At 47.4% G+C, this 21033-nt stretch carries 16 protein-coding genes and 1 riboswitch; of the genes, 13 read left to right on the top strand and 3 right to left on the bottom strand.

The annotated features are described in order from the left end of the window. The first annotated feature begins 18 nt into the window (after positions 1 to 18). From pnuC to BW972_RS02155, 7 genes are all read left to right on the top strand, one after another. The gene (pnuC, locus tag BW972_RS02180) at positions 19 to 642 is read left to right on the top strand and encodes a nicotinamide riboside transporter PnuC (RefSeq protein ID WP_076420814.1); all 624 of its coding nucleotides are present in this window, start codon (positions 19 to 21) and stop codon (positions 640 to 642) included. A gap of 146 nt (positions 643 to 788) precedes the next feature. Beyond that, complete coding sequence (locus tag BW972_RS19805; RefSeq protein ID WP_159439837.1) at positions 789 to 965, top strand: hypothetical protein; 177 nt, start codon at positions 789 to 791, stop codon at positions 963 to 965. A gap of 581 nt (positions 966 to 1546) precedes the next feature. Then, a complete protein-coding gene (locus BW972_RS02175) occupies positions 1547 to 2548 on the top strand; it encodes a hypothetical protein (protein WP_143731811.1) in 1002 nt (333 codons plus the stop codon). Between the two features lie 621 nt (positions 2549 to 3169). Beyond that, the gene (locus BW972_RS19610) at positions 3170 to 6031 is read left to right on the top strand and encodes a T9SS type A sorting domain-containing protein (protein ID WP_083674052.1); all 2862 of its coding nucleotides are present in this window, start codon (positions 3170 to 3172) and stop codon (positions 6029 to 6031) included. 578 nt (positions 6032 to 6609) lie between these two features. After that, a complete protein-coding gene (locus tag BW972_RS19995; RefSeq protein ID WP_234986271.1) occupies positions 6610 to 8799 on the top strand; it encodes a T9SS type A sorting domain-containing protein in 2190 nt (729 codons plus the stop codon). A gap of 112 nt (positions 8800 to 8911) precedes the next feature. After that, complete coding sequence (locus tag BW972_RS02160) at positions 8912 to 9433, top strand: AAA family ATPase (RefSeq protein ID WP_076420810.1); 522 nt, start codon at positions 8912 to 8914, stop codon at positions 9431 to 9433. Between the two features lie 14 nt (positions 9434 to 9447). Then, entirely contained in the window at positions 9448 to 10323 is an 876-nt protein-coding gene (locus tag BW972_RS02155) for an aldose 1-epimerase family protein (protein ID WP_076420807.1), read from the top strand. Between the two features lie 66 nt (positions 10324 to 10389). On the opposite strand, the gene BW972_RS02150 is transcribed toward BW972_RS02155, so the two are convergent. Next, positions 10390 to 10638, bottom strand: coding sequence for a hypothetical protein (locus BW972_RS02150; RefSeq protein WP_007654857.1), 249 nt, complete (start codon positions 10636 to 10638; stop codon positions 10390 to 10392). 232 nt (positions 10639 to 10870) lie between these two features. After that, positions 10871 to 10968: riboswitch (TPP riboswitch) on the top strand. Between the two features lie 62 nt (positions 10969 to 11030). Between BW972_RS02150 and BW972_RS02145 the strand changes: the two genes are divergently transcribed. From BW972_RS02145 to ruvB, 3 genes are all read left to right on the top strand, one after another. Further along, a complete protein-coding gene (locus BW972_RS02145; protein ID WP_076420804.1) occupies positions 11031 to 13505 on the top strand; it encodes a TonB-dependent receptor in 2475 nt (824 codons plus the stop codon). A gap of 301 nt (positions 13506 to 13806) precedes the next feature. Continuing rightward, positions 13807 to 14985, top strand: coding sequence for an acyl-CoA dehydrogenase family protein (locus BW972_RS02140; protein ID WP_076420781.1), 1179 nt, complete (start codon positions 13807 to 13809; stop codon positions 14983 to 14985). A 217-nt stretch (positions 14986 to 15202) separates the two neighbouring features. Further along, positions 15203 to 16246, top strand: coding sequence for a Holliday junction branch migration DNA helicase RuvB (ruvB, locus tag BW972_RS02135; RefSeq protein WP_076420779.1), 1044 nt, complete (start codon positions 15203 to 15205; stop codon positions 16244 to 16246). A gap of 84 nt (positions 16247 to 16330) precedes the next feature. On the opposite strand, the gene BW972_RS02130 is transcribed toward ruvB, so the two are convergent. Continuing rightward, on the bottom strand, positions 16331 to 16777 hold the full coding sequence (locus BW972_RS02130) for a RidA family protein (protein ID WP_076420776.1): 447 nt from the start codon (positions 16775 to 16777) through the stop codon (positions 16331 to 16333). A 265-nt stretch (positions 16778 to 17042) separates the two neighbouring features. Between BW972_RS02130 and queG the strand changes: the two genes are divergently transcribed. Next, entirely contained in the window at positions 17043 to 17993 is a 951-nt protein-coding gene (queG, locus tag BW972_RS02125) for a tRNA epoxyqueuosine(34) reductase QueG (RefSeq protein WP_143731809.1), read from the top strand. Here queG and BW972_RS19990 read toward each other — a convergent pair. Then, positions 17984 to 18175, bottom strand: coding sequence for a hypothetical protein (locus BW972_RS19990; protein ID WP_007653987.1), 192 nt, complete (start codon positions 18173 to 18175; stop codon positions 17984 to 17986). The two genes, queG and BW972_RS19990, sit on opposite strands and share 10 nt — an antisense overlap. A gap of 290 nt (positions 18176 to 18465) precedes the next feature. Here BW972_RS19990 and BW972_RS02115 point away from each other — a divergent pair, with 290 nt between their 5' ends. Both BW972_RS02115 and aroC read left to right on the top strand, forming a co-directional pair. Continuing rightward, entirely contained in the window at positions 18466 to 19905 is a 1440-nt protein-coding gene (locus BW972_RS02115; RefSeq protein ID WP_076420772.1) for a BatD family protein, read from the top strand. Continuing rightward, the gene (aroC, locus tag BW972_RS02110; protein WP_076420770.1) at positions 19902 to 20981 is read left to right on the top strand and encodes a chorismate synthase; all 1080 of its coding nucleotides are present in this window, start codon (positions 19902 to 19904) and stop codon (positions 20979 to 20981) included. Before BW972_RS02115 ends, aroC begins: the two co-directional genes overlap by 4 nt. Positions 20982 to 21033: the final 52 nt, after the last annotated feature.

Raw genomic sequence — 21033 nt, 5'->3', positions numbered from 1 at the left:
GGGCTTGTACAGGTATAGATGACAGGTTTTTACAATAGCATTCTGGAAGGGTTACAGGCCATGAGCCTGGTCGAAGTAATAGGCGTGATCACAGGTATAGCCGGGGTATGGCTGGCGGCCAAACAGAACGTCTGGACATGGCCTATCAGTGTGGTGAGTGTAACAGCTTATGTGTTCATTTTCTACGATGCCCGCCTCTACGCCGACATGGGGCTAAACGCCTTTTACATCATCACGAGTTTCTATGGATGGTACGAATGGCTGTACGGCGGCAAGGGGCATACTGAGCGTAAAGTCACTAAAGTAGGTCAGAAGGAACTTTGGGTGTTAATCGCGCTGGTAGTAGCCTTTACAGGCGGGCTGGGCTATTTTCTTGATAACTATACCGATGCTGACTTATCCTACACGGATTCGGCTACCACAGCTGTGAGTCTGATGGCCTATTGGCTTATGGCCAAAAAGCGCCTGGAGAATTGGTTGGTGTGGCTGGCAGTGGATGTGGTGTACGTGGGAGTCTATACCTATAAGGAGCTATATCTGACGGCCTTCCTGTATTTTATCTTCCTGATTCTGGCCACTATAGGCTACCTGGACTGGAAACGTGACATGGAAAAGGAGACTGTAGCCCGTGTTACAAAGTAATTGTTAGAAATGTCCTGTTTTATGTTTCTATCTTATGCAGTCATGGCATGGTATGTGCCGTACATGAGTGTAACTGAGGCAATAGTTGAATTTTAGTGCGCCAAAGTATGCGAGTACCTATGTTCCACGCTACAATGACACTATGTATGAAGAACCACAAGATAGAATTGCCGGACGAACTCAAGTATGAGAACCGTATGAAATGGGGCTACGAGTCTCCGGACGAAAGCCCCAAGCGCCTGATGCTATGTCAGCACGGCGATAGGCACCCCAAAGAGGTGGAGGTGTATAATTTCTATGATTATAGCTTCACTGAGAATTAAGGGTTTACGGAACCAACCAAGCTTATTTAGAAAAGGATGCATTTTATAAAATGCATCCTTTTTTTTATATAGTTATTTTGTTGGGCTCTTTACCATTACATTTTGGTGGTTCACCAGACTTAGATAGTATTAGGCTTATTATTTAATAAATAATTGAATTAATTATAATTGGGGGAGTATATTTATGTAGCATCCAGTTATAAAAAGTGTTGTTTCTATTTATGACTGTTATAAATACCTTGTAAAATTGGTAAGCTGGATATGGCTGGGCTTAGCGCCTGAGTGGTTATCTGCGAGAGAGAATAGTGTTGAACAAATCCATTACCTAATTCCTATGAAACAAACCCTTCCGATTTTAAAAGTACGGGCTCACTGTCGATTATCACATTGTCAGCTTCAATCAAGTCCATAACCTCAACCAAGTCCATAATCTTTAAAAATTAAGATCACCAGGTGCAGTTTTAAACCCTGTTTTGATGCTGCCTGCTCCACTTATGTCGGTATCGCAAAACCGGCCTGGGACATCTCTGTCCATTATAAACCAAAAAACAAACTCAATTATCAACTTAAATTTTGATGGTATGAAAAAATCAATCAATTATTCGCTGCTGATGTTTCTGTTCAGCTTTATCGCTTTTGCCTGTTCTAAGGAGGATGGGGATATGGGGCCTAGTGCTTCAGTAACGAAAGCTAGTACTACTCATGAAGATTGTAATGCAAATTTCATTTCTTTTGGGGAGTATATAAATCCAAGAGGTGAAAATTTGGGTCTCAGAGGGTACTGCTTATCTGATGCTGTAGATGAAGGAAATGGAATATGGTCTTTCACCATTAAGCAAATTGGACCAAGTCAAGGTATAGGATTAAGTAATCTGGTTATTGGAGCTGTTTATTGTCCTGAAGAGGACTATAGTGGGAAAGGGAAAATAGATGAGAATAATGTTGAAATAAGGAATGGAGAAAGTGCGTATACACCTCCTGTAGAGTATAGTGTTGGAACAGGGACAGGCTGCATAATAGAGGATGATGTAGATAGCTTTTTTAAACTGGATGAATTAAATGAGTTAACCACAGGTAAGGAATATACTGTACGATTTACTTATCAAGATGAATTTGATATTGATTATTTTATTATTTCAGTTAAAGCAGGAAATAACTGTAAGAATATAGAAATTGATGCTGGTGATTGTAAACCTAAGTATGATTGCAACTTGTGTGCCTACTCCCAAGGTCGTTACTTTAATAAGGGTAATAAAGGTAAGCATTGGCCTGATGGGGTATATAAAATATATGTTGGTAAAGAAGAATTAACTAGTAACGGCCCATACTTACCAGCTACTACACCCGAAAGGAGAGCTTTGTTTCAGGCAGGGGCTTTAATATTAAGTGCAAAAGAGCAAGGTATAGACGTTAAAGATTATATTAAATGCTTGCCTGAAAATGTAAAAGATGCCTTTTATTGCATAGTAAAATTCTATAAAGATAAAACTAAACCAGCATCTTGTGACTTACAAGTTGCAGCCAGCACCATTGGTAACTGGATTGATAAGAAACATTGCAAGGATGAAGATTATAAGAAATAGATATTAATTTTTCGACTTTAGTAAGCTGTTGAGTAAAAAGAGTTGCCGCTTGCCTGTTAAATGGTAGCGGCAACTCTTTTTATCAATTGATATGATTGAAAATAGATAATTTATTCTATATAGTTTTATAAAAGTTGTGCTTACACTTTAATTTATGTCATTCACCCGTTCTTGGATTACATAAACTATTAATATAAAAAAACTAGCTATTTTTTTAAGTATTCATAGTATATTAGCTTAAAGCTCAACTATATAACATCTGTCTATAAATAGATATTTGCAATATAGCTAAACAACCGCCGCTATACCCCCTTGCTTAATTAAGCCCTCGGTGACTACACCCGCCTCACCAAATGTTTACTCCAATAGAACATTTACATTATTAATATCAACCAACTATGCAGAATGCATACTATCTATGGCATTGCCTCTTACGGCCAGGCCCATATTAATCCTTTCTTCCATTTTGCTAAGTAGCTGTCCAGTTACTTAAGCCTCCACTGTCTTCTGCAGGCATTACCCCAGTGAGCGCACAATCACCGGACAGGCACTGCTATGTCAAATTTCTAAGCTTACAAATACAATTAAAACACATTCTAACAACCAAAAGTCTTTACATTTATGGAAAATTTAGACAATTACACGGGCAGGGCAAAGGATGCCCACTCGATGAACAAGCTGCTGGGACTATGGCGGTATGCTATGGTGCTGGTAGCTTTTTTTATGTTTATGTTGAATTCTGTTTATGGACAGAAAACCCCACCTAACCCAGGAATTGGTGCAACAGTAGCTGGATTTGAGGTAGATGGAGATTTTAAACCTGGAGAACATAAAATATTTCCAAATATAGCAAATGGTCAGGACTGGCAATCTGTGATAAAATGCGGTCCTAATCAATTCAAGTATGACTTCGTGAATAGAAGTCTATGGATTCAGGACGGTAATTCTGGTTCAGCAAGCCTTGTACCTGAAACAGATATCTTTGGTGGTACTAGTAATAAAAATGGTGATCATATTGGTGAAGGACAATCCCCTTATACAATAGCAAGTAAATCAGGCGGGCCACAGAAAAATGACATCACAAATGTTTATCTACATACTAAGGAATTTGAGAATCCAGAGACGGGTAAATTAGAAACTTGGCTTTTCTTTGGAGCAGAGACACGGTCTACAGATGGTACTAGCTATCTTGATTTTGAATATAATCAGGCGGGTGTTGAGATTAAAGATGGTAAACTTGTTGGAGCAGGGGAATATGGTGGCCGTACTGCGAAAAACGGCACCTCTGGAGACTTTATCTTGATAGTTAACTATTCAGGTGGTGGCTCAAGACCAACTATTGCAGCCAGAGAGTGGCTACAAGATGGCGGCGGCAGCTGGTCCGCAGAGCGTAACATATCAACAAAGGGCGCATATGTTGTTATCAACACTATTGACGTAGGTACACTTTGTCCTAATAGTGGCTTTGCTTCCAATGGAGCTGCATCAAACACAACAGCAGCTTTGCAGTTCATGGAAGGTGCTATCAATCTTAGCGAACTTGGGTTAGTAGATGATCCTTGCGACCCAGAAGCAACTATGACTGTTAAGACTCGTTCTTCCGACTCGTTTACTGCAGAACTAAAAGACTTGACATTTGGTAAGTTTCAGGTTGTACCTACTCCAGTTGCTGTTGTAAATAATATTGCTCCATTATGTATAGATCCGAGTGGAACTACAGTTTTCAATGTAAGCGGTACTTATTCTAACGGGACACCGAAATGGACTGTTACTGGTGGAACACTTATTGATCCAAAATACAACGCGGATGGTACAGCTACAGCTCAAGTTAGTGTGGAAGGTTCTAATGAGGCAACGGTTACACTAACAACTAATCCACTTGTTGCTGGTTGTGATCCTACTACTAATAGTAAAAAAGCAGTAGTAAATCCACTGCCGGGCGCTGAGGCCACCGGCGGCAAGCTGACCTGTACTGTTCTTTCTGTTCAGCTGAAGAGCAAGGCCACCAGAGCAGGCGTGGGTGCTGTGACCTACCTGTGGACTGGCCCTGGCATCACTACCGAGAACAAGAACGAGCAGAACCCGACTGTGTCGGTGGCCGGTGACTACAAAGTGGTGATCACCGAGACCGCCAACGGCTGCACCAGCGAAGCCACTGCCAAGGTAGACGAGGACATCGCCAAGCCGGGCGCTGAGGCCACCGGCGGCAAGCTGACCTGTACTGTTCTTTCTGTTCAGCTGAAGAGCAAGGCCACCAGAGCAGGCGTGGGTGCTGTGACCTACCTGTGGACTGGCCCTGGCATCACTACCGAGAACAAGAACGAGCAGAACCCGACTGTGTCGGTGGCCGGTGACTACAAAGTGGTGATCACCGAGACCGCCAACGGCTGCACCAGCGAAGCCACTGCCAAGGTAGACGAGGACATCGCCAAGCCAATAGCCAAGGCAGTTGGAGGAGCATTGGACTGCGTCACTGGCAAAGTGACATTGAATGGTTCTGGCTCATCAGAAGGTTCTAACTTTACTTATCTATGGGCTACACTTGATGGTAACATCGTTTCTGGGGAAGAAACACTCTACCCTGTAGTAGATAAAGTAGGTACTTACATCTTGACTGTGACTAACACCGATAATGGATGTACTGAAACTGCTCAAGCTAGTGTAACTCCTGCTGTAAACTGCGGTGTAGCCGAAGGTTGTACTCCAGGTTATTGGAAGAACAGGAAAAATTCTTGGAATACAGTTACCTATGTGAATCAACAAGGTAATACTGTTACCATGGATGTTAAGGCATGTGTTCAGGTTGCAGCTGGTATAACTATTAAAGGTGAATTAGCAAATGCAGCATTCCATACAGTTTTTGGCTTAAATAAGACAGTAGTAAATGATAGACTTGGTCTTGCTAAAAAAGAAACACTTACCTTGATTCAGGCGCTTAATCTTGGGGATGGTAGTGGTTTCACTCAACTAGGACGTGCTGGAACAGCAGCATTGCTAAACTCATGTGCTTTTAACAACTATGCACTAGGTGCTGATCCTGCTATAACAAGCGCTAGTATCATTTTAGCCGTGAGAGCCGAGTTTAATGAAAATGACAGAGCTGGTGCACTTGATTTAGCTGCCCAATATGATGATTACAATAATAATAGTCTCTGTTTACTTAATAACTCTAGCTTGTCTTCGTCTTCTGTCAGCACCCTCCAAGGCCTAGACCTTGCCGAAGTTAACCAACTCCGCGCCTACCCAACTCCGTTCACTGACAAAGCGGTGATTGAGTTCACTGTGGCGCAGGACGAGAACTTCAGCATGCGACTCTATGACATGCGCGGTGCGCTGGTAAGAGAGCTGAGGTCTGGTGAGGCGAAAGCTGGTATGGTGAATACTGTAGAGGTAGATGGCGGCGGACTGCCAGAAGGTCTGTACATCGCCCGTATGGTGAGCGACTCTGGAACGAAAACTGTAAAACTACTTAAAAAGGAATAACAGTAGGAGGCTGTTAAATAAGGCTGCCGCCGATGGGGAAACCTGTCGGCGGCAGCTTTTTTATTATCTATCCATATCATTGTAAACTGTCTCAGCAGGTTAGTGGGATAATATGCTTTAAAGAGCATGTTAACTAGTTTATGCTTTTACCCTGTCTTTTTATTCATTCACCCCTAATTGTAATATGCTTGCTATTAATACAAATAAATATATAAATATTTATAAAGTTCATGCGTAGATGAGTTTGCTCCTGCTGCAGTTTGAGATCTCTTTGATCTATACGTCTGCTTTGCAATAAACACAGATCGCACCACATTAACCAACACTACACATGAAACAACTCCACCCAGGGTATTGCCCTCAGGCAACCTATCTGCTCTGGCGCAGCCTTCTGCGTCCTGGTCCACATTTATAGGTCATTAACTTTCTGAGTCGCAGTATTAACTGCGGTGAACCTAGCCTCCTGCTGTGGTATCATGCTCATGCGGTCGTGTACAGTCTACATCACCTGCCAGGCACTGCTATGCCATTTTCTTTCTGACCGCTAATGTTTTAAAACAATCTCAACACCCAACAAAATGAATAAGCAAAATCTTTACACAAGTAACATGTCCTTTGCTAAGTATATTTATATCCTGGGACTTACACTAGTAGCGCTTCTAGCTAGTAGCAATAGCTATGCTCAAAAGCCAGCTGAATGCGGTCCTGTAAATTGTACCTCGAATGACGTGCGGATTATAGGTGCTAAAATTGCAGATGTGAACGGTAACTTCTTTACCTGCTCAGGGACAAATCCAGTAAGCGGAGCGTATCTGCACCTGACTGTAACAACCAAAACCCCACGAATTGGTGTTTATATCTCAGCCCAGTTGAAAATTAAGAATGGAAGTTCTTACCATATTTCAAACTGCTTTAGTGATGCACTTACAGGTGATAATAATGTTTTGAAAGTTGCACTTCCAGATGGTACTTTTAACTGCGGAGCTGAGGCAACCTTAGAAGATATCTTTACAGGTTGGGGAACTGGTAATACAGATTACTGCGGCGGTTCTACCGCTGTGAGATGTCCTGATACGAAATCGAAATGCCGTTATATAGATGGAGAAGTAATTCTGGTGCAGACTACCCCATGTGCACAGCCGTCCATTACAAGTCAACCTCAAAATGCAACTAAGTGTGCTGGAGCATCTGCCACATTTAGTGTGGACTATACGGGAAGTACCAACGCTCTCATCAGCACCACAGTACAGTGGCAGGTGCTTACTACTGCGGTAGGTGCGGTTTGGACCAACATTTCTGGTGCGACAGGCAAGACATTGAATCTAACAAATGTCACAGCTGCTATGGATGGGTATAAGTACAGAGCTGTAGTTACAAATACTACGAGTGATCCAAACATCCCGTCAGAAGAACGAAACTGCCCGCGCAACAGCGCAGAAGCAACACTGAATGTGAGTGCGCCGCCTACTGCGGCATCAGTTGGCACTGACCAGGAGCGCTGCGGCACCTTAACCTCTGCTGCATTGGGAGGTAACGCTCCAACTATAGGTACAGGTCTTTGGACTAAAAAAAGCGGACCTGGTACTGTCGTTTTCAGTAATGCTAGTGCTGGAAATTCAACTGCGGCTGTAAGTGAGACAGGTACATACGTCTTTACCTGGACAATTTCCAATAGCCCGTGTACTGCCAGCTCTGCTGATATAACTGTTAGGTTCATTGAAACACCAGCCGCACCAACCAGCCCTAATAGCCAGTCTGTGTGCCAGATGAGTCCTTCTCAATCGCTTACAGCATCAGTAACCGTTCCTGCTAATACGACTGTAGTCTGGTATGATGCGGCAACAGGTGGTAAAACAGTGGATGATCCGACATTAACTGGAGCGGGCGTTGCGACATATTATGCTGAAGCTGTGAAAGATGGATGTTCCAGCGCTATCAGAACAGCGGTTAGACTCGAGATAAAAGCTACCCCCGGTAAACCTGTAATTGGTGCACCGGTTCAACCTACATGTAGTATGACCACTGGCAGCATAGCCGTTACAAATCCAAATTCAGACTATACCTATACCTTGTCCGGGCCTACAGCCAAAGCTCCAAACAACTCAGGGTCATTTAGTGGACTTGCGCCTGGTGATTATACTATAACTGCGACGCTGAATGGCTGCACTTCAGCGGCGAGTGATGCTGTTACCATTAATGCTAGCCAGGGAACGCCCGCTATGCCAACGGTAACGGTAAAAACCGCGGCCAGCTGTTCATCATCTAAAATCGTGCTTGAGGTAACAGGACCAATTCCACTTGAGACATATGAATTCCAAAACAATGGCGGTGAGTGGACAACTGATAATTTATTCACTATCAAAGCAGGTGAGGGGTATAGTATAAAGGCCAGAAGAGCTAGTGATAATACCTGTGAATCCCCTGCTGCTACTTGTCTGCCAGAGGAGGAGGAAACTGAAATAATATCCACCTCCACCAGCTCCATCCAAAGCCTGGAGAAAGCCACAGCAGATGAACTGCGTGCCTATCCGGTACCTTTCTCTGATAAAACTACAGTAGAGTTCAGAGCTGCGCAGGATGGGGAATATGTGATCAACCTCTATGACATGAAAGGCATGCTGGTTCGGCAGCTAAAAGCGGGAACCGCCAAAGCGGGAGAACTGACACAAGTAGAAGTTGACGGTCAAAGAATGCCGGAGGGCATGTACCTGGCACGGATGGTAAGTCCGGCCGGATCCAGGACCGTGAAGCTGCTCAAGAAACAGTAATATTACAGGTCTATTAAATAACTGCCGCCAGTGGGAAATCTGCTGGCGGCAGCTTTTTTTATGTGAGGCCCTGTGATGGCGACTTTCAGCATAATTGCTCTACCTTTGTGGTATGCTGAAAGTCGCCATCACAGGGCCTGAGTCTACGGGTAAATCTACGCTGTCGCAGCAACTGGCCTCGCACTACAATGCCGTGTGGGTGCCGGAGTATGCCCGCACCTATATCGACGAGCTGAATAGGCCATATACCCTGGAGGACCTGGAGGTGATTGCCCGTGGGCAAATGGCGCTGGAGAAGGCTGCCTCCGCACAGACTACTGGTTTACTCTTCGCTGACACTGACCTGCTCGTGATCAAAATCTGGAGTGAGCATGCCTTTGGCAGGTGCCCCGATTGGGTGTCACAAAAACTAAAGGAGCAGGACTACAACCTTTACCTGCTTATGGGCGTTGATTTGCCGTGGGAGCCTGATCCGCAACGGGAGCATCCGCACCTGCGCCAGTACTTTTATGATTGGTATAAGCGGGAGCTCGAGGCGCTGCAGGCGCCTTTTGTGGAGATTAGCGGACAGCACGAAGACCGGCTGGCGCAAGCCAGGCTGCACGTGGATGCCTTACTGAGGCAACAAACCTAAACCTATTCCTAGCCATGCTATACTATTTGCAGAACTATAACTTTAAAGTGGGCGTCGAGAGCAAAGGCGCCGAGTTGCAGCATTTCATCAAGCTGGATGAGCAGCTGGAATTTATCTGGCAGGCTGATCCGGCGATCTGGGGCAGTCACGCTCCCAATCTGTTTCCGATTGTGGGCGAACTGCCTGAGGGTACCTATACCTACGAAGATGAGATCTTCGCACTGAAGCGCCATGGTTTTGCGCGGCACAAGGAGTTTAAGCTGATAGAGCAGGAGGAAGATAAGTTGGTGTTCGAGCTTGATGACGATGAAGAAACCTACCAGGTCTACCCCTTCAAGTTCAGACTCCTGATCGCTTATAAGCTGGAGAATAACAAGCTGTCGGTGACATACCAAGTGTTTAACCGTGACAGCAAGGGCCTGTACTTTTCCATTGGCGGTCATCCGGGTTTCAATGTGCCACTTTACGATGGGGAGCATTACGAAGACTACTTTATCGAATTTGAGAAAGAGGAAACGCTGCACCGCTACCTGCTGACCGATGATGGCCTGCAGAGTGGCGATACAGAAAAGGTATTAGAGCATGATCGGGTACTGCCTCTCAAGCACAGTTATTTTGACAAAGATGCCCTGGTGTTCAAGAACCTGAACTCTGATAAGCTTTCATTGGGAAGCCGCACCAACCAGCGGCGCATTGAGATGACGTTCGCAGGTTTTCCATACCTGGGCATCTGGGCGAAGCCAGGGCCATCGCCTTATGTGTGCATTGAGCCCTGGTGTGGTATAGCAGGTCGTGACGGAGAGTCCGGTGAAATCGATAAAAAGGAGGGCATTAATCTGCTCAGTCCCAAGCATGTATTTGAACGCACCTTTACTCTGGAAGTCTTATAATTAAATTGAAAGATCTTTGATCAAAAAGTCCCCTGCCGAATTAATTGAGCAGGGGACTTTCTGTTTTCATTGCAGGGAAGGCTCCGGAAACTTGGGAACCTTGATGCGTCTCAGGTCATATTGCGGTTCATAATCATTGATGGGCAATGATATGCCGGGTGGCAGGTCCAGATCTGGCAGATCGTCGCCTAGTGGCTCGCCTCCATCGTCGTCGTTATCAGTAGAGGAAGATCCTCTGAACTTTTTGCGTGGAGCGAAAGCGTAATATGCCAGTATCGTTAGCAGTGCTAAAGTATACAGTAAGCTGATCATCATCACATTTCTTCTTAAACTCTAAAATTGGTTCAGCCGGCCTATTTTCCTGGCAATTCCTACTTGGTGTGAGCGGGTGCTTGAAAATGTGCCTTGTATTGTTTTCAACGTAGTTTACCCGCATGTGGTTATCGGCTTTTGTTAAAATAAAATTGCACTTAACTACTTGATACAGTGGGTTAGCCACAAATTGCCCTGGTCCGTTTTGTTTTCACAGAAAATCAGCCATACCTTTACAGCAGTTTAGGGGTGCCTTATAACAACGGGCTGAGATCATACCCATTGAACCTGATCCGGGTAATGCCGGCGAAGGGAAAAACGCGGGGAAACAATGTAGCAGGCTGCCGGCCCCAGGCAGGTCTGTATGTTTCAACTTATTCATTTCTTACACACCAATGAAAAAATTACTGATTGTGATGGCAGTTATACTGTTGCCATTGCAGTTGCTTGCTCAGTATCAACTGAGCGGCTACGTAACCGATGCTGCCAAAAACGAAGCGCTGGCGGGAGCCACCGTCGTACTGGCTGGCAGCAACCATATCACCGTATCTGGCCAGGATGGCCGTTATCAATTCCAAAATCTGCCGGAAGGCGAGTATAACCTGCAGGTTTCTTATCTGGGCTACAACAAAGCCAGCAGACTAATCAGGCTGATTGTTGACACAAGCGTGAACATGGCGCTGCAGCCTGCCAGCGTGAGCACCGGCGAAGTGCTCGTGTCGTCTACACGAGCTAATGAGCGAACAGGCACTACTTTTACGAATGTAACACGCGAAGAGATAGCGGAGCGCAACTTCGGTCAGGATCTTCCATACCTGTTGGAGCAAGTGCCCTCCGTTGTGGTAAACTCTGACGCCGGCGCCGGCGTGGGGTATACCGGTATTCGCATTCGTGGCTCTGATATCACGCGTATCAACGTGACTGTGAATGGTATACCTGTTAACGACTCCGAAAGCCACGGTACCTTCTTTGTGAACATGCCGGATTTTGCCTCCTCTGTGGAAGACATGCAGGTGCAGCGAGGTGTGGGTACGTCTACCAACGGTGCAGGCGCCTTCGGAGCCAGCATCAACATCCAGACCCAGAAAGTGCGCCGCGAGGCTTATGCCGAAACCGACAACAGCTACGGATCTTTCAACACCTGGAAGAACAATGTGCGTTTCGGCACCGGTCTGATCAATGGCAAATTCGCCTTCGACGGTCGACTGTCACGCATCAAGTCGGATGGCTACATCGACCGTGCTTTCTCTGACCTGAAATCCATGTATTTCTCGGGTGGTTACTATGGCGATAAGACGACAGTGAAGTTTGTGACTTTCTCGGGCCAGGAGCAGACCTACCAGGCCTGGTATGGCACCCCGGAGGCGCTCGTATACGGCAACGAAGCCGATCTGCAGGCCTATATCGACCGCAACGGCATAACGGGCAGCGACCTGGAGAACCTGCGCACTTCCGGCCGCAGGTATAACTACTATACCTACGACAACGAAACCGACAACTACCAGCAGGACCATTACCAGCTGCACCTATCGCACGACTTCTCTCCAGAGCTGACTTTCTCCGGAGCGCTGCACTATACCTATGGCCGTGGCTACTATGAGCAATTCCGAAACAACGACCGCCTCTCCAACTATGGTTTACCCAATGTGCAGATCGGTGATCAGACCATCAGTCGTACGGACCTGATCCGCCGTCGATGGCTCGACAACCACTTCTTCGGTGCCACTTATGCCTTTCAGTATGATCCGTCAGCCAGGCTGAGCGCGACACTGGGCGGTGCCATCAACAGGTATGACGGCGACCACTTCGGGGAAGTGATCTGGGCACGCTACGCCTCTACCTCCAACATCCGCGACCGCTACTACGACAATAATGCCGTGAAGACAGACTTCAACATCTTCGGTAAGCTGACTTACAGCCTGACGGATCAACTCAGTCTGTTTGGCGACATGCAGGTGCGCACGATCAACTACTCCTTCGAGGGCATCGACAATAATTTTGAGATCCTGGAGCAGGAGGTGGATTATACTTTCTACAACCCGAAAGCAGGTATAAGCTACGAGCTGAAGCCTGGGCATCAGTTGTATGCCTCTTATGCTATTGGCAATCGTGAGCCGGTTCGCAAAGACTTCACGGAGTCTACTGCCGATAGCCGTCCGAAGCACGAAACGCTGCGCAATCTGGAGGCGGGCTACCGTGGTCAACTTGGATTGGGCGAACTGGCAGGGCGTACATTAAGCGCTAATGTGGAGGCAAACTACTTCTTTATGGACTATAAAAACCAGCTGGTGCTGACCGGTGAGATCAACGATGTGGGAGCCTATACCCGTACGAACATTGACCGCAGCTACCGCCAGGGTATAGAGTTGGCCGGAGCAATGCGTTTGGGAAACACGGCAAGCCTGAGCAGCAACCTAAGCTACAGCCAGAACAAGTTGCGCGACTTCGAAGAATACATCGACGATTATGATGAAGGTGGCCAGGTGATGAACAGGTATAGCCAGGCTTCTATTGCTTTCTCTCCGGATTTTGTGTCGGCTACGCAACTGGAAGTAGAAGTGCTGAAAGGTTTGGAAGCTGCTTTTATCTATAAAACGGTGAGCAAGCAGTACCTTGACAACACCCAGAATGAAAGCCGAATTATACCTGCCTACCAGGTGGGCGATCTGCGTCTTCGCTATACCACCGGTTTCACGGGCGCGCTCAAAGGCCTGGAGCTTGGGCTGCTGGTGAACAACATCTTCAATGAACGCTATGCTGCCAATGGCTATACCTACAGCTACAAAGCAGGAGGGGAGCTGACAACCGAAAACTTCTATTACCCACAGGCTACACGCAATTTCCTGGCTTCTGTCGGCTTAAGATTTTAACATAGATTGAGATTTTTTGGAAAGGCCCCGCCATTAGGTGGGGCTTTTTTTTTATCAGGATTTTGTAGGATTAAAAAGGATGAACAAGATTCTTAGCTTTACCTACATGCTGCTATTTTGCTTCGTAGTTAACAAGACACTCACAGGTTTTTTAACATTGTGAGATCAATGCATCCTTTCAGCATTACCAATCCTGAAAATCCGCGGGGAAGGGGCTCTCTATTTTTGATCCTGCAAATCCTGATTCAGAAAACTTGTTATATTTGCGTATTACCCTTTCCTTAAAACAACGAAATAAGCTATGGCCTACGAATCATCAGGAGCTCCTGACTACTATAACATTGACGATTTACTGACCGAGGAGCATCTCCTCATCCGCCAGACCCTGCGTGACTTTGTGAAGAAAGAAATTTCTCCGAACATCGAACAGTGGGCGCAGGATGCCCATTTCCCATCTGAGATTGTGAAGAAGTTTGGTGACGTGGGTGCTTTCGGCCCGACGATACCTGCCGAGTACGGTGGCGGCGGACTGGACTACATCAGCTACGGTATCATCATGCAGGAGATCGAGCGTGGCGACTCTGGTATGCGCTCCACCGCTTCGGTGCAGGGCTCGCTGGTGATGTACCCGATCTATGCCTACGGCTCAGAAGAGCAGCGCAAGAAGTACCTTCCCAAGCTGGCCAGCGGCGAATGGCTGGGTTGCTTCGGCCTCACCGAGCCTGACCACGGGTCTAACCCGGGCGGCATGACCACCAACATCAAAGACATGGGCGACCATTATTTGCTGAACGGTTCCAAGATGTGGATCTCTAACTCACCGGAGTGCCAGGTGGCCGTAGTGTGGGCCAAGAACGAACAAGGCCGCATCAAAGGTCTGATCGTGGAGCGCGGCATGGAAGGCTTCTCTACACCGGAAATCCATAACAAGTGGAGCCTGCGTGCCAGCTGCACCGGCGAACTGGTGTTCGACAATGTGAAAGTGCCAAAAGAGAACCTCTTGCCAAATGTAGAGGGCTTGCGAGGTCCGTTAGGTTGTCTTGATTCTGCCCGTTACGGCATTGCCTGGGGTGCCATCGGCGTTGCGATTGACTGCTACGAATCGGCCCGCAAGTATGCCATGGAGCGCATCCAGTTCGACAAGCCAATTGGCGCTTTCCAGCTCACACAGAAGAAACTGGCCGAAATGCTAACCGAGATCACGAAGGCGCAGCTATTGGCCTGGAGATTGGGTACTTTGAAAAACGAAGGAAAAGCGACCACACAGCAAATCTCGATGGCCAAGCGCAATAATGTGGACATGGCTTTGCAAATCGCACGCGAAGCACGCCAGATTCACGGGGGTATGGGCATTACAGGCGAGTACCCGATCATGCGCCACATGATGAACCTCGAGTCGGTGATCACTTACGAAGGTACCCACGACATTCACCTGCTGATCACAGGTGCCGATATCACAGGTATACCGGCATTTAAGTAAGCCTAACCTTCTCCTCAAAGCGAAGAGGATAATAAGTATTAAAAGGCAGCTGCGGGAGTGGCTGCCTTTACTTTTGCTAATCTGGTTAGATATTTGATGATTTTCTATAAAATAATTAGCAAAATTCATTAAATTCGTAGGCAGAAATGGAGCGAAAGCATACCCGAAACTGTTACCTTTAGGTATAGCTTTTGGCTGCAATAATACAGTTTATTCTATGAGAGAAGATTATCTCACCGGTAGCAATGACTACATGTCGCCGGTTGAAAAAGACATTGATAAGGCGCTTCGGCCACTGAGCTTTGCCGATTTTACGGGGCAGGCGAAGGTGGTGGAGAACCTGAAAATATTTGTGCAGGCAGCCAAGAATCGTGGCGAAGCCCTGGACCACGTGCTATTGCACGGCCCTCCCGGACTGGGTAAAACTACCCTTTCGCATATTATCGCCTCCGAGCTGGACGCAGGTATAAAAATGACTTCCGGTCCGGTTCTGGATAAGCCAAGCGATCTGGCTGGTTTGCTGACCAACCTCGATGCCAACGATGTACTGTTCATCGACGAGATACACCGTCTTAACCCGATTGTGGAGGAGTACCTGTACTCGGCGATGGAGGATTACAAGATCGACATCATGCTGGACTCGGGTCCGAATGCCCGATCTGTGCAAATCAGTCTAAACCCGTTTACGCTGATCGGTGCGACCACACGTTCCGGTTTGCTGACGTCCCCGCTGCGTGCCCGCTTCAGCATTAATTCCCGCCTGGAGTATTATGATGCTGAACTGCTGACCTCCATTGTGAAACGCTCTTCAGCCCTGTTGGGAGCGCCTATCCATGATGATGCCGCTTTTGAGATTGCCCGCCGTAGCCGCGGTACGCCGCGTATTGCCAACAACTTGCTGCGCCGTACCCGCGACTTTGCTCAGGTGAAAGGCAACGGCACCATAACGGTAGAGATAGCAAAGTTTGCCCTGAATGCATTGGATGTGGACCACAACGGCCTGGACGATATGGACAACCGTATCCTGAGTACCATCATTGATAAGTTTAAGGGTGGTCCGGTAGGTCTGTCTACCATCGCAACGGCCTGTGGCGAAGAGTCTGAGACGATTGAAGAAGTATACGAGCCATTCCTGATACAAGAGGGTTACATAAAGCGTACTTCACGCGGACGCGAAGCCACAGAGGCTGCTTACCGCCATCTTGGCAAGATCCCGCCACAGCAGGTGGTAGCTGGGGGCTTGTTTGACCAATCTGAATAAAAACTGTTTGTGATAGATTTAAAACGGCAGACCTTAGGTCTGCCGTTTTTATTTTACGAAGTATAGGAAGGTACACTGTCGCGCTTACTCCGTCTTCCTAATCTCCGCAATGACCTCTACTTCCAGTACAGTATCTTCTTCAAACAGCCTCGATATCTGAACCCAGGTAGCGGCAGGGGTATGGGTGCCATAGTATTTTCTGCGGATGGGCTGGCTTTTCTTGGCTGCCTCAATGTCTGTTGCATACAGGTTTTCTTTTACCACATGGGTCAGGTCAAGTCCGTATTGCTTTAATGTTAGCTCGATTGTCTGGTAAACACGCTCCATCGCCTTGTCCATGTCACCTTTCCCGACGGTTCCTGACAGGTATAGCAAGTTGCCGCTCCGGTAAGCTTGGGCATAATTCCATTCCTGTTCGCCCTTGGGGTGCAGATGAAATACTTTCCCATTCTGTAATTTTTGGCCCTGTGCCTGCACGGTATAAGCCAAGCCAATAAGAAAGGCAATCAGTAAGAGGAGATTCTTTTTCATAGTTGTGAAGCTTTTATAGGTTTCTTCTGCTATACCTAAGATTATGCCAGCTTAGGGACAGTGTTCAGAAGAGCCACAAACGTGATTTAATTTGTAGCAAGTCTGCTCAAGGTGTTCAAAATAGTACAATGCTGTCCAAAAGCGGGCGATAAGGGCAGCATAAATGTAAAAGGCATGGTGAGCTCGGCAAAATAGGTGCGAATCGGATTTATTTCTCTGTAAATTTGTTCTCCTCCAGGTATAGCTATACCTGAGCGACTCGCATATTTTGAACAAAGCACAATACACATACCTCATCAAGCAGAAAGCGCAGGAACTGGGCTTTATGTACTGCGGCGTTTCCAAGGCTGATTTTTTGGAAGAGGAGGCCCCTCGGCTGGAGAACTGGCTGAAGCAGAACATGCACGGGCAGATGCACTACATGGAGAACCACTTCGACAAGCGACTGGATCCACGGTTGTTGGTAGAGGGAGCCAAATCAGTGGTGTCGCTGCTGCTAAACTACTACCCGGAGCAGGAAAAACAGCAAACCGGAGAAGATACCTATAAAGTATCGAAGTACGCCTACGGCACCGATTACCACTTTGTGATCAAAGACAAGCTGAAGACGCTGCTAAGCTTTATCAACGATGAGATAGGAGAGGTAGGCGGCCGCTGCTTCGTGGACTCAGCCCCGGTGCTCGATAAGGCCTGGGCTAAGAAAAGCGGGTTGGGCTGGGTAGGCAAAAATTCCAACCTGATCACACCGCAGGTAGGCAGTTTCTACTTCATTGCTGAACTGATCATTGATTTGGAGCTTGAGTACGACGGCCCCATTAAAGACTACTGTGGTTCCTGCACCCGCTGCCTGGATGCCTGCCCGACTGATGCGATCGTGGCACCTTATGTGGTGGATGGTAGCAAATGCATCTCTTACTTCACCATTGAGCTGAAAGACCAGCTACCCCAGGAGATGAACGGGAAGTTTGGAAACTGGATATTCGGATGCGACATCTGCCAGGACGTATGTCCCTGGAACCGCTTTAGCAAGCCACATCAAGAGCCTGCCTTTGAGCCGCACCCGCAGCTGAAGGAGATGAAAAAGTCGGACTGGGAGGAAATCACACAGGAGGTCTTTGCGCAGCTGTTCAAGAAATCAGCTGTGAAACGAACAGGTTATAATGGCCTATTGCGCAACATCCGCTTTGTGGAGCAAGGCCCCGGTTCTCAGACCTGAGCTCTGGAGAAAACCTTGTTCAACACAAAGAGATACATCTCCGAGAACTTTTCATAGCACCATTGTTTAAGCTGTTTTAGCTCCTCTGGGATCAACACCTTGAAGGCTTTTCTCAGTTCTTTTTCAAACAGCTTTCTGTCAAAGCTTACCTTCAACAAGATCGTTTTAACGTACTCCAGCATTTTTGTATATGGTAATTCGGTATTCTAATCTGATATACGAAATTAGTCTAAAAAGTTGATTCAGTTTTGATTGATTTGTAAAATTTTTAGTTAATCAGCTGATTTTGAATGATAACGCACTGATGATTTCTATCTTTTAGCTACTAGTAGAACGTTCATAAAAGGCTTGTATTTTACAGAAATGAGGAATCAGGGAAGGGAGCAGAAATTTGGAGGGTCGCTAAGAATTGGATAATAATATTCCGGTGGATAGAGACAAGAATTTGTAAATTTGCTATTATACCTGAATTATGCGCCTGACTTTCCTACTTGTGCTGTTATACCTGTCGGTATTGGTGCCCGCCTTTGCGCAGCAGGCCCGTATTGAATTGGGGAAAAGTCCACTGCCGATCAATACCTATTTCACGGTTTCCATCAGGTTGCAGGATCAGCAACTAAAAGACTACTCGCCTTTCCCAGAGATAGAAGGATTTAAAAAAAGTAACCGCTTCTCATCTACCAAAACGGTCATAGCAGGAGGTAAAACCACGACCGTGCTCACCATCACACAAAACTACGCGGCGCTGGCCGAAGGCGACTACGAACTCAAACCATTTAGCATGACTGTGAATGGACAGGCTTTGCAATCTCCCGGCATGAAAATCAAAGTGGGGCCAATGGCTGCCGTCAGTCCGCAGGGACCTGACCTGGTGATTCCACAGCAGCCGGAGCAGGGAGAGGAGCAGCCCCAAGAGTATGTGGATCAGGAAGACAACGCTTTTCTCACGCTTTATACCGACAAGAAGGAGGTATACGTAGGCGAGGGCCTGAACATTGTGCTCTACTTCTACCTGGCAGAGGAAGACCAACGGCTGCTTGACTTCCATGATTTTGCAAACCAGATAACAGGTATACTTCGCCAACTGAAACAGCCAAATGCCTGGGAGGAAGTGTTTGAAATAGACGAGGTAACTCCTGAACAGGTAATCGTGCAGGGAAAGCCATACCTGCGCTTCAGGCTATACGAAGCCGTGCTATACCCGCTCACAACTGAGCCGTTGCATTTCCCGAAGCTTTCACTGCGCATGCTCAAATACAAAGTGGCCGTCAATCCTACCCTGCTGGAAGACCGCCTTGAAGGGTACAAGACCTTCTTTGCCCGTGAGCGCATCATACCTGTCAAAGAATTGCCACCGCACCCGCTGCGCGATGTAGTGCCTGTGGGAGAATATACTTTGCGCGAAGGGCTGTCAAGCAAGTCAGTGCCGCTGAACAAAAGCTTTAGGTACATGTTTGAGCTGGAAGGAGAAGGCAATCTGGCTGCGATCATGCCTCCAAGCCCTACTACCACAGGGACGTTAGACTTCTATCCGCCCGATCTGCAGCAGGATATTACGTTGCGTGCCGGACGTGTGCAGGGTGTGAAGCGTTTTAGTTATTCGGTGCTGGGTCGCGTGCCTGGCACTTATAATCTGGCCGATGACTTTCAGTGGATTTACTTCAATCCGGTGACTGCTACCTACGATACACTGCGATCCGCGCTGAGTGTGACGGTAACAGGTATAGCCGATGCAGGTACCATGGTACTGGCCCGCGATCTGGGGCCTTTTTATAAGATTATCGAAAACGAAGACCATACCTTGGTGAGCATTTACCAGGATGAGGCCATTAAACGCTATACCAATATCATTCTGCTGGTGCTGTTGGCTGTGTCAGGGTTTATCTTCTTAAAATACCGCAAAATAAAATGAGCAATACCTACGGTAAGATTTTCAGAATAACCACCTTCGGGGAGTCACATGGCCCAGCCGTGGGCGTAATCGTGGACGGCTGTCCGGCAGGTCTGGAGATAACCCCAGACGAGATACAGACTGCCCTTGACCGCCGTCGGCCAGGCCAGTCAGACATCACCACACCCCGCAAAGAAGAAGACAAGGTAACTATACTTTCAGGCGTGTTTGAAGGTCGAACCACGGGGACGCCTATTGCGATGGTGGTAGGCAACAAGGACCAGGCAAGCCACGATTACTCGCATGTGGCACAGGCATTCCGGCCATCACATGCTGACTATACCTATACTGCCAAGTATGGCCTGCGCGATCATCGGGGTGGCGGACGCAGCTCAGCCCGCGAAACTGTGGCTCGTGTGGCAGCAGGTGCTTTGGCTGCCAAACTGCTGCAGCATTATGGCATCATGGTGCGCTCTTATGTGTCGCAGGTGGGGCATGTAAAGCTCCGCAAGCACTACACAAAGCTCGATTTGTCGCAGATCGACAGCAATAAAGTGCGCTGCCCTGATGGGAAAATTGCCGCCCGCATGATCGGTCTGATCGAAGATGCCCGCGACAGCCTGGATACTATTGGCGGAGTAGTGAGCTGTGTGGTACAGGGTGTGCCATCGGGCTTAGGAGAGCCCGTGTTCGATAAACTGCACGCCGAGTTGGGCAAGGCCATGCTGAGCATCAATGCGGTGAAGGGTTTCGAGTATGGCAGTGGCTTTGAGGGTGTGAAGTTGCGCGGCTCGGAGCACAACGACCAGTTCTATACCGACGAGCAGGGCAATGTGCGTACCCGTACCAACCACTCAGGAGGTATACAAGGCGGCATCAGCAACGGACAGGATATCTACTTCAATGTTGCCTTCAAGCCTGTGGCCACCATTCTGAAGCCGCAGCAGACCATTAACGATGCCGGTGAGGAGATTACCCTGCAAGGCAAAGGCCGTCATGACCCCTGCGTGCTGCCGCGGGCCGTGCCGATCGTAGATGCAATGGCTGCACTCGTACTGGCTGATTTCCTGTTGAGGCAGCGGGTGAATAAGTTGTAATGTCCTTTTGTACTTGTCACTGAAATAAAAAGAGCCGCTTCCTTTACTAGGG

The organism is Pontibacter lucknowensis (assembly GCF_900156415.1).
GTDB classification, from domain to species: Bacteria; Bacteroidota; Bacteroidia; order Cytophagales; family Hymenobacteraceae; genus Pontibacter; species Pontibacter lucknowensis.
This window is presented reverse-complemented; position numbering and strand designations above follow the sequence as displayed.

Bases quoted from the DNA above. Each gene is read 5' to 3' on its own strand.
- pnuC (WP_076420814.1), top strand. From the start codon at position 19: ATGACAGGTTTTTACAATAGCATTCTGGAAGGGTTACAGGCCATGAGC.
- BW972_RS19805 (WP_159439837.1), top strand. From the start codon at position 789: ATGAAGAACCACAAGATAGAATTGCCGGACGAACTCAAGTATGAGAAC.
- BW972_RS02175 (WP_143731811.1), top strand. From the start codon at position 1,547: ATGAAAAAATCAATCAATTATTCGCTGCTGATGTTTCTGTTCAGCTTT.
- BW972_RS19610 (WP_083674052.1), top strand. From the start codon at position 3,170: ATGGAAAATTTAGACAATTACACGGGCAGGGCAAAGGATGCCCACTCG.
- BW972_RS19995 (WP_234986271.1), top strand. From the start codon at position 6,610: ATGAATAAGCAAAATCTTTACACAAGTAACATGTCCTTTGCTAAGTAT.
- BW972_RS02160 (WP_076420810.1), top strand. From the start codon at position 8,912: ATGCTGAAAGTCGCCATCACAGGGCCTGAGTCTACGGGTAAATCTACG.
- BW972_RS02155 (WP_076420807.1), top strand. From the start codon at position 9,448: ATGCTATACTATTTGCAGAACTATAACTTTAAAGTGGGCGTCGAGAGC.
- BW972_RS02150 (WP_007654857.1), bottom strand. From the start codon at position 10,638: ATGATGATCAGCTTACTGTATACTTTAGCACTGCTAACGATACTGGCA.
- BW972_RS02145 (WP_076420804.1), top strand. From the start codon at position 11,031: ATGAAAAAATTACTGATTGTGATGGCAGTTATACTGTTGCCATTGCAG.
- BW972_RS02140 (WP_076420781.1), top strand. From the start codon at position 13,807: ATGGCCTACGAATCATCAGGAGCTCCTGACTACTATAACATTGACGAT.
- ruvB (WP_076420779.1), top strand. From the start codon at position 15,203: ATGAGAGAAGATTATCTCACCGGTAGCAATGACTACATGTCGCCGGTT.
- BW972_RS02130 (WP_076420776.1), bottom strand. From the start codon at position 16,777: ATGAAAAAGAATCTCCTCTTACTGATTGCCTTTCTTATTGGCTTGGCT.
- BW972_RS19990 (WP_007653987.1), bottom strand. From the start codon at position 18,175: ATGCTGGAGTACGTTAAAACGATCTTGTTGAAGGTAAGCTTTGACAGA.
- BW972_RS02115 (WP_076420772.1), top strand. From the start codon at position 18,466: ATGCGCCTGACTTTCCTACTTGTGCTGTTATACCTGTCGGTATTGGTG.
- aroC (WP_076420770.1), top strand. From the start codon at position 19,902: ATGAGCAATACCTACGGTAAGATTTTCAGAATAACCACCTTCGGGGAG.